The organism is Streptomyces sp. NPDC007991 (assembly GCF_042958445.1).
Classification (GTDB): Bacteria; Actinomycetota; Actinomycetes; order Streptomycetales; family Streptomycetaceae; genus Streptomyces.
Window position 1 is genome coordinate 31,634 of the sequence record NZ_JBIBJD010000009.1, and the last position, 13,393, is coordinate 45,026.

9 protein-coding genes and 1 pseudogene are annotated in these 13,393 nt (G+C 69.9%); 2 read left to right on the top strand and 8 right to left on the bottom strand.

Annotated features, from left to right (window positions below; all coding sequences use genetic code 11):
• Positions 1-73: 73 nt before the first annotated feature.
• Complete coding sequence (locus ACFZDA_RS25495; protein WP_391085793.1) at positions 74-2,554, top strand: carbohydrate binding domain-containing protein; 2,481 nt, start codon at positions 74-76, stop codon at positions 2,552-2,554.
• A 319-nt stretch (positions 2,555-2,873) separates the two neighbouring features.
• Here the strand turns inward: ACFZDA_RS25495 and ACFZDA_RS25500 are convergent, their stop codons facing one another.
• Both ACFZDA_RS25500 and ACFZDA_RS25505 read right to left on the bottom strand, forming a co-directional pair.
• A complete protein-coding gene (locus ACFZDA_RS25500; RefSeq protein ID WP_391085794.1) occupies positions 2,874-3,485 on the bottom strand; it encodes an FMN-binding protein in 612 nt (203 codons plus the stop codon).
• A gap of 43 nt (positions 3,486-3,528) precedes the next feature.
• Positions 3,529-4,860, bottom strand: coding sequence for a ferric reductase-like transmembrane domain-containing protein (locus ACFZDA_RS25505; protein ID WP_391085797.1), 1,332 nt, complete (start codon positions 4,858-4,860; stop codon positions 3,529-3,531).
• A 496-nt stretch (positions 4,861-5,356) separates the two neighbouring features.
• On the opposite strand from ACFZDA_RS25505, the pseudogene ACFZDA_RS25510 reads away from it, so the two are divergent.
• Positions 5,357-5,848, top strand: a pseudogene (locus ACFZDA_RS25510) (alpha/beta fold hydrolase); the annotation flags it as partial.
• 75 nt (positions 5,849-5,923) lie between these two features.
• On the opposite strand, the gene ACFZDA_RS25515 reads toward ACFZDA_RS25510, so the two are convergent.
• The 6 genes from ACFZDA_RS25515 to ACFZDA_RS25540 form a co-directional block, all read right to left on the bottom strand.
• Positions 5,924-7,606: a SulP family inorganic anion transporter gene (locus ACFZDA_RS25515; protein ID WP_391085799.1), complete on the bottom strand. Its 1,683-nt coding sequence runs from the start codon at positions 7,604-7,606 to the stop codon at positions 5,924-5,926.
• 11 nt (positions 7,607-7,617) lie between these two features.
• Positions 7,618-8,295: a GAP family protein gene (locus ACFZDA_RS25520; RefSeq protein WP_391085801.1), complete on the bottom strand. Its 678-nt coding sequence runs from the start codon at positions 8,293-8,295 to the stop codon at positions 7,618-7,620.
• A gap of 11 nt (positions 8,296-8,306) precedes the next feature.
• Positions 8,307-9,743 (bottom strand): DUF1214 domain-containing protein, encoded by a 1,437-nt coding sequence (locus tag ACFZDA_RS25525; RefSeq protein ID WP_391085803.1) that lies wholly within the window; start codon positions 9,741-9,743, stop codon positions 8,307-8,309.
• A 51-nt stretch (positions 9,744-9,794) separates the two neighbouring features.
• Positions 9,795-10,658, bottom strand: a complete 864-nt coding sequence (locus tag ACFZDA_RS25530; RefSeq protein WP_391085805.1) for a haloacid dehalogenase-like hydrolase — start codon at positions 10,656-10,658, stop codon at positions 9,795-9,797.
• 51 nt (positions 10,659-10,709) lie between these two features.
• The gene (locus tag ACFZDA_RS25535) at positions 10,710-12,302 is read right to left on the bottom strand and encodes a DUF1214 domain-containing protein (RefSeq protein WP_391085807.1); all 1,593 of its coding nucleotides are present in this window, start codon (positions 12,300-12,302) and stop codon (positions 10,710-10,712) included.
• Between the two features lie 336 nt (positions 12,303-12,638).
• Positions 12,639-13,334, bottom strand: a complete 696-nt coding sequence (locus tag ACFZDA_RS25540; protein ID WP_391085810.1) for an ester cyclase — start codon at positions 13,332-13,334, stop codon at positions 12,639-12,641.
• Positions 13,335-13,393: the final 59 nt, after the last annotated feature.

Consider the following 13,393-nt stretch of genomic DNA (forward strand, 5'->3'; position numbering starts at 1 on the left):
CCGCCCGGTGCAGGAAGCCCCGCGTCGCATCCCGCGGCGCGGAGGACACACCCACCCAGCAAGGAGCGTCGCAATGAAGCGTCGCAGATCGGATCGCCCAGGTCTCAGGGCGTCCCGCGTCCTCACCCTGCTCGCCACGCTGGCGGGCGCTCTGCTCCTCCCGGCCCCCGCCGCCATGGCGGCGGGCAGTGCCCACTACGTCGACTGCTCGGCCGCGACCAACGGCAACGGCACCCAGTCCAGCCCCTGGAACACCGTCACCAGCGTCAACAACACCACCTTCGGCGCGGGAGACAGCATCCTCTTCGCCGCCGGAACCACCTGCACCGGCCAGCTCACCCCGCAAGGATCGGGCGCCTCCGGCAGCCCCGTCACCATGGGCTCCTACGGCACCGGCGCCAAGCCGGTCATCAACGCGGGCGGCGCCGTCGGCCCCGTCATCTACCTGCTCAACCAGCAGTACTGGGAGATCGGCGGCCTGGAGCTCACCAACGCGGCGGCCTCGCCCGCGTACCGGTCGGGCGTCCTGGCCGAGAACAGCTCCGGTGGCGTCCTGCACCACATCCGGGTGCACGACATGAACATCCACCACATCAGCGGCTGGTCGGGCGGCTGGTACTCCACCAACGCGGGCGTCGGCGTCCAGACCGACCACACCGCAACCGTCTCCACCTGGGACGACGTGGTGGTCGAGAACAACACCTTCGACCACGTGGACCGCATCGCCGTCGCCGTCACCCCGGACGGGGACGGCCAGGGGACCGGCCAGACCACGGGCACGGTCATCCGCGACAACACCATGACCTACGACGGTGCCGACGACGTCCTCGTCGTCAAGAACGACGGTGCCCTCATCGAGGGCAACAAGGCCGGCTACGGCGGCGCGAAGGCCACCTGCCCGCCCTCCGGGCAGTACTGCAACGGCGCCTCCGCCGGCATCTGGATGTCCGGCAGCAACGACACCGTCGTCCAGAACAACGAGGTCTACTGCCACGTCAACGGCGCCGACGGCACTGGCTACGACGTGGACTGGGGCAACCACAACACCACGTTCCAGTACAACTACAGCCACCAGAACCTCGGCGGCTTCATGCTGATCATGCCGCCCTTCTCGATCGCCAACGAGCCCACCTCGACCGTCCCCAGTGACGGCACAGTGATCCGCTACAACATCAGCGAGAACGACGGCACCAACGCCGGCTGCCCCGCAGCGGGCACCCCGACCCACGGCACGGGCGTCTTCCACTTCGTCGGCAACATCCCCAACAGGAGCGGCAGTCCGGTCGCTGTCCCTCTCATCTACAACAACAGCGTCTACGTCAACCAGAGCGGCCTGAACACCCCGATCCTGTACTCGCGCCGGGGCACCACCGTCACCGGCACCCTCTCCTTCCGCAACAACGCGGTGTTCAACTACGGCACCGGCGGCTACTTCACCACCAGCGCCGGATCCGTCTACTCCAACAACCTCTTCTACGGCGCCCACCCGTCCTCCGAGCCCGCCGACTCGGCGAAGGTCGTCACCGACCCCGAGTTCCGCAACCCCGGCAACGCGAACCTCTCCTCCTCGTACACCGGCGCGAATGCCTACCAGGTCCACCCCTCCTCTCCCGTGATCCGGGCCGGAGCGGTCATCAGCGGCAACGGCGGCAAGGACGCCTTCGGCAACGCCGTCTCCGCGACGGCCGCGCCCAACATCGGCGCCTACAACGGCACCGGCGGCAACCTCGTCTCCAACGCCGGCTTCGAGACCGGCGCGATGAGCCCCTGGACCAACAGCGGCGCCGCCCCCTCCGTCACCTCCTCGGGCGCACGCACCGGCACCTACGCGCTGACCACCCAGGCCAGCGGCAGCGGCGCCAACCAGAACATCACCGGCCTCGCCCCCAATACCACCTACCTGCTCACGGGTTGGGCCAAGGTGGCGAAGGCCGGGGAGACCCTCGCCATCGGCGTCAAGAACTACGGCGGCACGGAGACCTTCACCAACGTGGCCACGACGTCGTACTCCCAGGCCGCGGTGCTGTTCACCACGGGCAGCTCCAACACCTCGGCCCTGGTCTACTGCTGGAAGAACACCGGCGGCACCGGCACCGGCAACTGCGACGACCTCGCGGTGGAACGGATCTCCACCCCCTCCAACGTGCTGACCAACGCGGGCTTCGAGACCGGCTCCCTGAGCCCCTGGACCCGCAGCGGCAGCGGCGCGCAGTCCAACGTGGTCGCCTCCAACGCCCGCACCGGCACCTACTCCCTGCAGACCGGCGCCGCCACCAGCGGTGTCGAGCAGTCCGCCACCGGCCTCACCGCGGGCAGCACCTACCTGCTGGCCGGCTGGGCCAAGGTCGCGAACGGAAGTGAGCAGGTCGCCGTCGGTGTGAAGAGCTTCGGCGGCACCGAGACCTACCTGCGCACCTCCAGCACCGCCTACTCCCAGCAGCCGATCTTCTTCACCACCGGCAGCACCAACACCTCGGCCGCGGTCTACTGCTACAAAGACGCGGGTTCGTCGGCCGGCTACTGCGACGACTACACCCTGATCAAGCTCTCCTGACGGCACACGACCCTTCAGGAGAATCCTTTCTCCCACGGTGGGCGGGCCGGGGTCCCCCGGGCCGCCCACCCGGCCTACGCCAGGAGCACCGGTCGCGGAGGGCCGACCATGCGGGACGTTCCGGCGGCGAGCAAACCTCCTCGGCGCCGTCACCGGCCGAGCACCGCAGTGGTACGGCCCAGAAACCGGCAACTGAAACGGGGCGGGCCGAGCGCCGGCCACTCCGAAAGCCCGGCCGCCACATCGCGCCACCGCTTCTCGTCCGACGCGACGCGAGGCGGCGCGTCGACGAACAGCGATGACTGCCCCGCCCCGGCCCTCAGGCGCTGGCCCGGTCCAGAGCGCTCTGCAAGGACTGTCTGTAGCCCGCGCTGGTGTACGTGGCGCCCGACACCGTGTCGATGTCCGCGCTCTGTGCCTGCAGCGTCTCCTGGTTGAGCCGGGGGACGGCCGTGGAGTTGATGTCCCTGCTCCGCGCCGTCTCGTCGGGCGACTGGACGGCGGTCGCCTCGGTGATCCTGCTGCCGGTGACGGTGATCCGTACCTGGACCGGGCCGTACTTCGTCTCGGCCGTGGACCCGGTGACGGTGCGGGTGGTGGGGGCGGCCGAGGTGGTCTTCGGTGCGGACGGGGCGCTGCCGGTTCTCGTGGGGGAGGCCGACGCCGTGTGCGGCGGCCGCGTGCTCGTCGGGGACGCAGACGGTGACGGGGTGCGCTTCTTCTCGGGCGTCTTCGACGGCGAGGGTGACGCGGACGGGGTGTGCGCGGACGCCGACGGGGAAGCGGACGCGGCGGTGCTCGACGTGATCGCGGGCTCGGCCTGCGCTGCCGACGGGTCCGTGGTCGGCTTGAGCGTGAGCAGCAGCACGATGCCGGAGACGGTGCCGGCCGTGGCCAGCAGCGCGTGGCGGAACGGGTGCTTCTTCCTCACGGGAGCACCAGCGCATCAGCGGTACGAAGTGTCACGGTGCGCCTCAGAACTCGAAGGACTCGTGGTGGATACGGCGGTGCGGAACACCTGCCTCGCGGAGTGCGGCGTACGACTCCTCGGCCAGTCCCGGCGGCCCGCACAGGTACACGTCGTGGCGCGCGATGTCCGGCAGGATCCTGCGCAGCATCTTCGCGGTGATCGCAGGCCGTCGCCCGTCAGGACTGTTGACCGCGTACAGCAACTGGGCCCCGCGCGCGTCCGCGATCGCCTCCAGTTCGTCCCGCAGTGCCAGTTCCTCCGCGGTACGGGCGCGGTAGAGCAGTGTCAGGTCTCCGGGTGCGCCGGGCAGTGTCTCGAACAGAGCTCGAAGCGGGGTGATGCCTGCCCCTCCCGCGAGCAGCAGTACCTTGCCACGGCTGCGGCGGGCCGCGGTCATCGCCCCGTACGGCCCTTCCGCCCACACGCGCGTCCCCGGCCGCAAACCGGCCAGCGCCGCGCTGTGCCCGCCGACGGCCTTGACGGTGATCCGCAGCAGGTCGGGGCGCGGCGGCGCTGACAGCGAGTACGGGTTGGCGCTCCACCGCAGCCCCTTGGTGAGGAACCGCCAGCGGAAGAACTGCCCCGCCTCGGCGCCCAGACGGTGCAGCCGTCGGCCCCGGATCAGCACGGAGACCACGCCTGGTGCCTCCTGCACGACCGACTCGACCCGCATACGGTGCCGGAGGTTGAGCCGTATCGGGGTGAGTACGCGGTACCACAGCAGCAGGGCGCCGACCGTGAGGTACAGGGCGTACCAGGCCGTGCGGGCGACGGCGTCGCCGACGAACTCGCTGCCCGTGGCGAGCTGGTGCCAGAAGGTGAGGTAGACCGCGGCGTAGGTGAGCAGATGCAGGTAGTACCAGAGCTCGTAGCGCATACGGTGCCGTACGGCACCGGCGGACAGCAGGCCGACGAGGAGCAGCAGGATCGTGCCGACGGCCGCCTCGACCATCCTCGGGTAGTCGGTGACGACGGTGACCGTCTGGGCCACGATGCCGGTGTCCGCCTGCAGGGCGTATCCGTACAGGATCAGCGTGACGTGGGCGAGGGTCAGGGCCAGCGCGTAGCGGCCGCTTCTCGCGTGCCACCGCACCACGCGGTCGGACCCGACCCGGCGTTCCAGGGCCGGGATGCGCGCCATCTGGGCGATCACCAGGGCGATCGCATAGCCGGCGAGCAGTCCGGTGATCCGGCCCGCGTTCACCAGCCGGTCGGCGGTGGTCGCGGTGACGACGGCGGTGTTCTGCCACCACAGCCACAGCACGGCGGCGGCGCCCGCCCAGGCGAGCATCAGCAGGGGCGCTGCTGGTGAACGCCGGGGGCGGATCCGACGCATGGCCTGCCGTCTTCCCGCCCGGCTGTGCTGGATCGTCGTCACAAGGTCGTGCTTCCGTTTGCGGGCTTCGGTGCCGGGCACCGTACACCGGCCCGATGGCTGAAAACAGCCGTTGAGGGTGAGGGGCGGTCTGCGGGGCCTCGGTCATGGCTGCACTCGCCGCTGTCCGCGCCGTCAGATCGACGCCTCCCGCCGCACAGCCCCCGATTCGGATGTGTTTAACGTCACTCTGGGGAGGGTGGTGTGAGCCGCTCGGTACAGCGCCGCCACGCCCGTTCCCGCGAGCTCCGCCGTCCGTTGGTGTTCAACCTCGATGAGTCGACCGCTTCACACGCCAGAGCATGGGTCGACGCCGACCTCGTCCACCTCATCGGCGAGCTCCTCGTAGCGCGCGAGTGCCAGGAATCCGGGCGGCCCTTGGCAGCGAACCTGCGCGCAAGCCGCGGTTGCGCTGCCTTGCCGGAACGGGTTCCGCATCCCACGGCGACGCCTCGCGGCCTCCAGGCCGGAGGCGATCGACGCCTACCGGATGCTCGACCTGGTGGAGGACAACGTCGCCGTAGTGCGCCCCCTCGGCGAGGAGAACTCGGTGATCGTCGGCCACGACTGGGGCTCCAACATCGCCTCCGCCTCCGCCCTGCTCCACCCCGAGGCCTTCCGCGCCGTCGCCCTGCTGAGCGTCCCCTACGCACCGCCCGGTGGTCCCCGTCCCACCGACGTCTTCGGCCGGATCGGCGGCCCTGAGCAGGAGTTCTACGTCTCCTACCTCCTCCCGGCCTGGCTGAGCGAGGACGACCTCGACGTCTATGCCGGCGCCCTGGACGCCTCCACCACCTGGATGTCCGAGGCCATCGACGCCTACCCCACCACCCTCCCCGGCCCGTCGGCCTCCCACCTCCTGGGCGGCTGCAGCCGCTGGATCCGGCAGGAGCGCCCCGACGAGGTCAACCGCCTGCTGACCGGCTGGCTCGCCACCCTCCAGAGCTGAACCAGGCAGGCCACCTGGGCAGCTTGGCGGTTCGTCCGGGATGGGCGGTGGTGACGTAGTGAAGGCACGGTTGCGTCAGGTGCCGGTCCTGGCCGCGTCGACAGCCGCCCGCACGGTGGGATGAACGTGCCTCAGCTCCGCCCTGGCTTCGGCGGTGCGCAGCACGTCCCGCACCTGACCCACGTCGCGGGCCAGCAGGAGCCGGACTCCGTGGGCCTCCAGTTCCTCGGCCAGTTCGTCGAGCATGCGTACCGCGCCGACGTCGACGAAGGGAACCGTCTCGGCGTCGATCACGACCGCCGTCGCCCCTTCCCGGCCGGCGGCCCTCCGTACCGTGGACCGGATCCGCTCGGCGTTGGCGAAGTAGATGCCCCCCTCGACGCGCAGCACGATCACCCCCGGGATCCTGCGACTGTCCGTGTGCCTGCCGAGCGCGGCGAAGTGTCCGTTCCCCGGCAGTTGCCCGAGTTCGCTGATGACCGGCCGCGAGGAGCGGTAGAGGAGCAGGAGCAACGAGGCACCGATGCCGATGAAGAGGCCGGGCAGCGTGTCGAAGATCATCACCCCGAGCATCGCGGCGACCGCGGCGAGGAAGTCGGGCCGCGCGGCGACGCCGTAGGCCTGGCCGAGCCTGTGTGTGAAGACGCGGTGGAGGGCGACCAGCGAGGGGATGTCGACCAGTTCGACCACCGCCGCGACCACCACCCCCGCGAGCACCGCCTCGGGAAGCTTCTCGAAGAGGCCGGTCAGGAAGAGAAGCGTGATCACGGTAAGAGGGGCGACGAATACTCCGGCCAGCTGGGTGCGTGCGCCCGCCGACCAGTTGACGGCGGTCTTCGAGAGGCTGCCGTTGACGATCATGCCGCTGGACAGGCCGGCGCCCAGGCCGGCGGCTCCGAGCCCGATCAGCTCGCGGTTGGCGTCGACCTCGTAGTGGTCGCGGGTGGCGTAGCTCTTCGCCGCCCCGAGTCCCTCGGCGAAGGCGACGAGCAGCACGCCGACGCTTCCGGCGGCGAGGTGGCCGAGGTCGTCGACCGAGACATCGGGGAAGCCGAACGAGGGCAGCCCGGACTCGACGCTGCCGACGACATCGACACCGTGGTTCTGCAGATCGAAGGCGGCTGCCGCCGCGATCCCCAGCGCCACCGCGATCAGCGAGCCGGGCACGATCGGGGCGACCCGCTTGAGAACGAGGATCAGGAGGAGGCTGCCGACGCCGATCAGGACGGTGAGGCCACTGGTTCCGCCGAGATCGCCGATCAAGGCCCAGATCTTCTCGAAGAAGTCACCCGACCCGCCCTCCACACCGAACAGCTTCGGCAGCTGGCCCGCGATGATCGTCAGTGCCAGGCCGACGATGAAGCCTTTCAGCACCGGCTCGGAGATGAAACTGGCGAGGAAGCCGAGGCGCAGCAGTCCGGCAAGGAGCGCCGCGATGCCCACGGTGACGGCCAGTGCCGCCGTCATCGCGGTGAAGTCCGCGCTCGAACCGCCGGCGGCCTCACCGACGATCGCCGCAGAGAGCGCCGCCGTCGCCGCCATCGGCCCGACCACCAGGTGCTTCGAGCTGCCGAAGGCGGCGTAGAGGATCAGGGCCGCGGGTGCGGCGTAAAGGCCGACCACGGGCGAGACGCCGGCGATCGTCGCGTAGGCGAGTGCCTCGGGCACCAGAATCGCCCACACCGTCACCCCTGCCAGGGCGTCCCGCCCCAGCCACTGCCGCCGGTATCCCCGCAGGGAAGGGAACAGTCCGAGCATGGGCACCCGCATCAGGAGGAGAGATCACTGATGGCGTTGCCCACCAGCTTCGCGGCGAAGAGCAAGCAGATCACGGCCATGATCGCCGTGTTGTGCCGCTCCATCCAGAGCCTGAGGCCGTCGAGGATGTGCTTCGAGCGCTCCTTGAGGGCGAAGTAGAGCACGACCGGCGTTCCGGGCCCGAGCGCCCCGACCACCACGTAGACCGCCAGTGCCACGGCCTGTGCGCCGGCGGAGGTGTCCGTGCGCGCGATCGCCGACGCCGCGGCGATCGAGAGCAGCAGGTTCTTCGGGTTGAGGGCGGACAGCGCCATCCCCAGTGCCAGCGCCTTGACAGGAGTGAACGAGTCGACGGTCTTCATCCACTTCGGCAACGTCACCTCCTCGTCGCCGCGCGGCCGGCCGCGCCACTCCTTCACCGCCACCCACAGCAGCAGCATGCCGAGCGCCAGGTCGAGCGCGCTGACCCAGTCGGCCGGCTGCCCCTGGTCGCTCGGGCCGGCGCCGCCGGAGACCAGCAGCACGATCGTGCCGACCAGAGCCAGGCCCAGGACCCAGCCCAGAAGCAGTGCCGGTCCGTTGGAGCGCGCCCTGGGGGTGGCGAGCATCAGCACCACACCGATGATCGGGAACGCGCTCAGCGCCACGGCGACGCCATAGGACAGGATCTGACCGATCGCCTCACCCACGGCCGCCTACCTCACGCCGGTTCGATCTCACCCGGCCGCCAGCTCTGGTCGAACCAGCTTTCGAGCGGTCCGTAGAGCCGGAGGATCGTGAACCATCCCTTGCCGGGGACGGTCTGGACCCAGTTGCCCTCCCTGCCCTCCGGCGCCGTCGGGCCGAAGTGGAGGACCGTGTCGCCGTTGTCCTCGGACCGGACGGCGTCCGAGAGGCTGTTCACGCTCGGGTACGGCGTGTCGGTGCGCAGCAGGGAACGTGTCTGCGGGTCGTAGACGTTGACGGCCCAGAAGTTCTTCGCCGGGATGCCGCTCGGCAGCCTGAGCGTGTAGGCACGCCCGCCGTCGAGCCAGGCGCCGGTGGAGTCCTCCGCCGTATAGGCGTACTGCGATCCGACCCCGACGGCCGCCGCTGCCATCGCCGGCGAGGTGCCCGCCCCGACGTAGTGGAACACCGCCCGGGCGTCCAGCAACCGGGCACCCTCCGCCGACAGGAACTCGTGGCTGCGCGACGGCCACGGGTTCTTCCACGACGAGCTGCCGGGGTAGTGGTAGAAGATCGGGTCGCGTGGCTTGAAGGCCAGCGTCCGTACGATGCCCGACGCGATTCTCGCCGCGGTGTCGAGGATCGAGCGCATCCGGTCGTCCGGCTGGAAGGGCTTGCCGGGCACGATGCCGATCGCGGCGAGCTGTCCGGCCCGCTCGGGGTCGAGCGCCTCGGGCGGCTCCCCCTGCACGAGGGTGTCGATCTCCTCGAAGAAGGAGAAGTCGTTGGCGTGGACGGTGTTGAAGTCCGACTCCGCGAAGTTGACGAAGCGCTGCTCGGGCGGGTCCGCCGCGGCGGAGAGCGGATAGATGCGCGTCCGAAGCATGCTCTCCTCACCGCCCAGGGCACGCATCAGCACCCAGGAGGAGAAAGTCTTCGGCCGCACGACCAGGTATCCGTCGGGGACTTCGCCGTCGTGGCCCGGAGGCAGGAAGAGGTACTTGCCTCCCTCCCCCTTGTCCCGTCCGGCCATGCCCATGTCGGTGACGTAGTGCTGCCACAGGTCGTCGACGAAGCACAGCGAGTTCGGCGGCGACTCGATGACGGTGGGTCCGTCCTGGTCGAGCGCCAGGCAGGCCATCCCGTACGTCGTCTCCGTGTTCGCCGTGAGGATCAGCGGTGCCGAGCCGCAGCGCGGGGCGGTGTAGCCGATGGTGCGGGAGTCGATACCGAGGCCGGCGAGGCCGCGCCGCATGGCCACCATCGAGGCGCCGGGCACGCAGTTGAGGAACACCTCGATCCCGCGCAGCAGGTCCAGGGTGTCGTAGCTGCGGGTGACCGTGTCGGGCAGAGGCAGGCCGTCGAAGAAGTCCAGCGTGCCGAAGACCGTCTCCAACCGGTCCGGGAGGCTGATCGAGGTCAGGGTCTCGGCCGACGTGCCGGGGCTGGCGCCGTCGCTCGCTCGGGGCATCACATTCCTCCTAGTCGTGCCGTTCCGCCAGAACGGTCTTCCAGTCGTTCCTCACGCTGACCGTCGTCCAGCCGGACCGCTCGGCCTCCGCTCGGGCCCGCAGCGCGCTGTCGTCGTACGCGTACTCGCGGACGTCGTCGTCGTGCACGACGAGCAGGGCGAACCGCGCGGACTGCAGCATCTCGACGTCCACGTCGTCGTTGCCCGCCGCGAAGCCCGGCAGCCGGCCGGTGCGGGCGAGGACGTACTCCGGCTTTCCGGGCCCGACGCGACGGGGCCGTGCGGGGTCGCCCGGCGGACGAGCGCGCCGTCCCGGTAGGCGAACTCCGGGGCCGAGCCGATCACGTTCTCCCGCGGCAGGCCCCAGGCGTCCTCGCAGATCACCCGCATGAAGTCGCGCCCGCCGCCCGAGCAGACGAACAGTCGCCAGCCGTACGCCCTGAGGTAGTCGAACAGCTCCAGCATCGGCCGGTAGACCAGGCCGATGGCGGGCAGGCCGAAGCGCTCGTGACGCCAGGACTCCAGATACCGGGCGGCCTCGGCCTCGAACTCCCCGAAGGGCGTGCCCTCCCAGGCCGAGCCGATGGCCTCCACCATCGACGCCACGGCGTCGGGATCCTGGTCGTTCAGCGCGCGGAAGTACGCCTCGTCCCTCTCGGCGATCGCCCGGTAAGCCCGCTCGGCGGCCAGCGACGGGTCCGCCTCCAGCCGCTGCGCCAGTTTGGCGAGGACGAACGGCATCTGCACCGGCTCGGGCTTCTCGACCCACAGGGTTCCGTCGTTGTCGAACACGGCGACCCGGTCCATCGGCGCGACGAAGTCCGGCGAGCCTTCCGCCGCCGCGGACGTCACGAACTCCACGATCGCCCGCTTCGCGGCACCGTCGCTCCAACTCCCCAGTGGGCTCGTGCCCATGGCCACCTCACCGTCCGGACCGTCGTACCTCCGAAGCCCTGTCGGGCGAGGTCAATCCACCGCCTCGATCTCGCCCGGCCGCCAGGACTTGTCGAAGAACGGCCGCAGGGGGCTGTACAGCCGCAGGACCACGAACCACCCGCGGCCCGGCGTGGTCTGGATCCAGTTGCCCTCCGGTACGCCGTCGGGCCGGTCCGGACCGAAGTGCACCGTCGTCGCGCCGTCCGCGTCGGCGACCGCCGCCGGGGTCGGGTAGCCCTGGCTGCCGGCCCGGGGGTAGCGCTGCGGCGTGGAGAGCATGGAGCGGGTCTGGTTGTCGTAGACGGTCACCGACCAGAAACGGGCGGCTGGGATGTCCGGCGGCAGGACCAGACGGTAGTGCCGGCCCCCGTCGAGGGCCCGGTCCTGCCGGTCCGCGAACGCGAACAGGTACTGCGAGCCGATACCGGCCAGCGGTGCGGTGAACGCCGGGCTGATGCCCACGCCCAGGTACCACCACCAGCTCCGCAGGTTGAGCATGCGGGCGCCGTCGCTCGGACGGGGCTCGACACCCCGGTCGGTGATGTCCGCGGGCGGGGTCGTGAAGTCGTAGCCGGAGGCGAGCAGGCCGTTGACCCACCGGGAGGACGCGCCGTAGTAGTGCGCTCCCTCTTCCGGGCGCGGGCGGCAGGCGAGGGTACGGGCCGTCGCGTTCCCCACCGCGGCCGCCTCGGTGAGGATCTTCCGCATCCGTGGGTCCGGCTCGAAGGGCCGGCCCTTGGCGATCCCGATCGCGGCCAGAGCACCGGCGATCTCGGGATCGAGTGCCTCGGCCGGCTGATCGTGCACGAGCTCACTGGCGAGGTCGAAGTAGGTCGCGTCCGCGGGGGGAACCGTGTTCACGGCGCGCCCGCTGCCCTCGACGAACCGCGGCGGGTCGGGCCTGCGGAGCGCGGCGGTCCACGTCTGAGCGGTCCAGGGCAACGGGGGGGCCGTGCCCCCCGTGACGATCTCCCCGATGCTCGTTCCGTAGTACCCGGGGACATAGCGGTGGATGCGCAGCCCCTCCTTGATGCGCTCGACCGTCGGCTTCGGGTCGTCGTTCTCCAGGAACGCCCGTCCGCCCAGGATGAGCCGCGTGGTGCGGGTCCTCAGTGTGAAGTAGCCGCCTTCCGGAAGAGGGCCCTCATAACCGGGCGGCACGAAGAGGTACTTGCCGCCGGCCCCGCGGTCCGGCCCGGCCATACCGGGATCCGCGACCCAGCGGAACCACATGTCATTGAGGAAACAGAGGGAGAGGGGCGGCACGTCCACCACCAGCGGACCCTCGGTCAGGTCGAGGAACGTCAGGAAGTAGACGGTGTCCGCGTTCCCCGTCAGCACGAGCGCCTCGGGATCCATGAACTCCGAGAAGAGCAGGACGTCGTGGTCCCTGATCCCCGCCTCCAGGAAACCCTTGCGCGCCGCCCACAGGCTGACACCGGAGTAGGCGTCGAGGAACCCCCGCACGGCGTGCAGACGGTCCAGATGGTCGTAGACGCGGTCGGCGGTCTCGTCGGTGGGCATGCCCAGCGGGAATTCCAGAGTGCCCAGATGTGTCTCCACCCGCTCGGGCGTGGAGAGCGACTCCATGACCTGAGGCGAGATCCGTTCCGCTTGCTGCAAGGCATCGCTCCGTTCTCGGGGAAGGGTCTCCTCTCGACCATGGCCGTACCGGCCGCGGACCACCACTCCTCCTAGGCCGTCGGAGGGCCTTCTCATTCCGCTGAGCGGACCGGTTTCTCAGTCGCGGGCCCTCTCCGGCAGCGCCGTACGTGAGCGGGCGGCGCGGTCCCGCGCTCCTCCGCGCTCCCTGATGTTCCTCAGTCGTCGGGCCGCGGCCTCAGCGGCCCCCAAGCCGGGATGCGCGTGGGTTCCATTTTCGGCACCGCTTTGGACGGTGGCAGATCAGCGGCCCCGGTGCTGGGCTCGCCGCAGCGCGCATGCGCCCTGGTGGGGATCTCAGGCTTCGATGACGCCCAGTTGCCGCAGCAAACCGAGGTCATCGGTGTTCCACCAGCTTTCCGCGATCCTGCCTCCCTGGCAGCGGAACGTCGCGTGACCAGTGGCTGAGAACTCCCGACCCGTGGCTTCCACGCCCAGGAACTCACCCGTATGACGGCCCTTGAAGGAGAACCGCGCGCTCACCAGGTCACCCTCCGCGAGCAGGCTCTCGATCGTGACCACCGGTTCAAGTGCCTCGTGAAGCTTCCGGTTCGCCGCCTTGGACTCCGCGAGCCCGACGACGCCCGTCGGCAGGGTGGGGTCGTGCTCCTGGTAGTCGGGTGTGCAGAGCGTGTCCTCCGCGTCGAAGTTCCTCTTGTTGGCCACTTCCTCGAAGAAGTTGCGGACCACGATCTTGTTCAACTGCTCGTCCCGGAGAACGTCGAGGTCCGTGAACGTGGGCTCCTGGTCGCAGGCCGCCACCAGCTCCTGGAAGATCTGGTCCGTCTCCGGCAGCCGTGAGTTCTTCATCGCCTCCTCGTACGAGGGGAACTCCACGATCTCCACAACGTGCGAGGAGTCGGTGCGGTCCCGGCCGACGATCGAATGGGTGGCTGTCCGTTTGCCCTGCGTCGCTTCCACCCAGCTGTCCATCAGCCTGTTCAACTCATCGATCCTGCTGGTCTTGCAGTCGATGACCTGGACGAATGTCATGGCGCCTCCCGCAATGTCAGAGCACGGAAACATCTCCAGAATAGGCGTGATATGCGCTA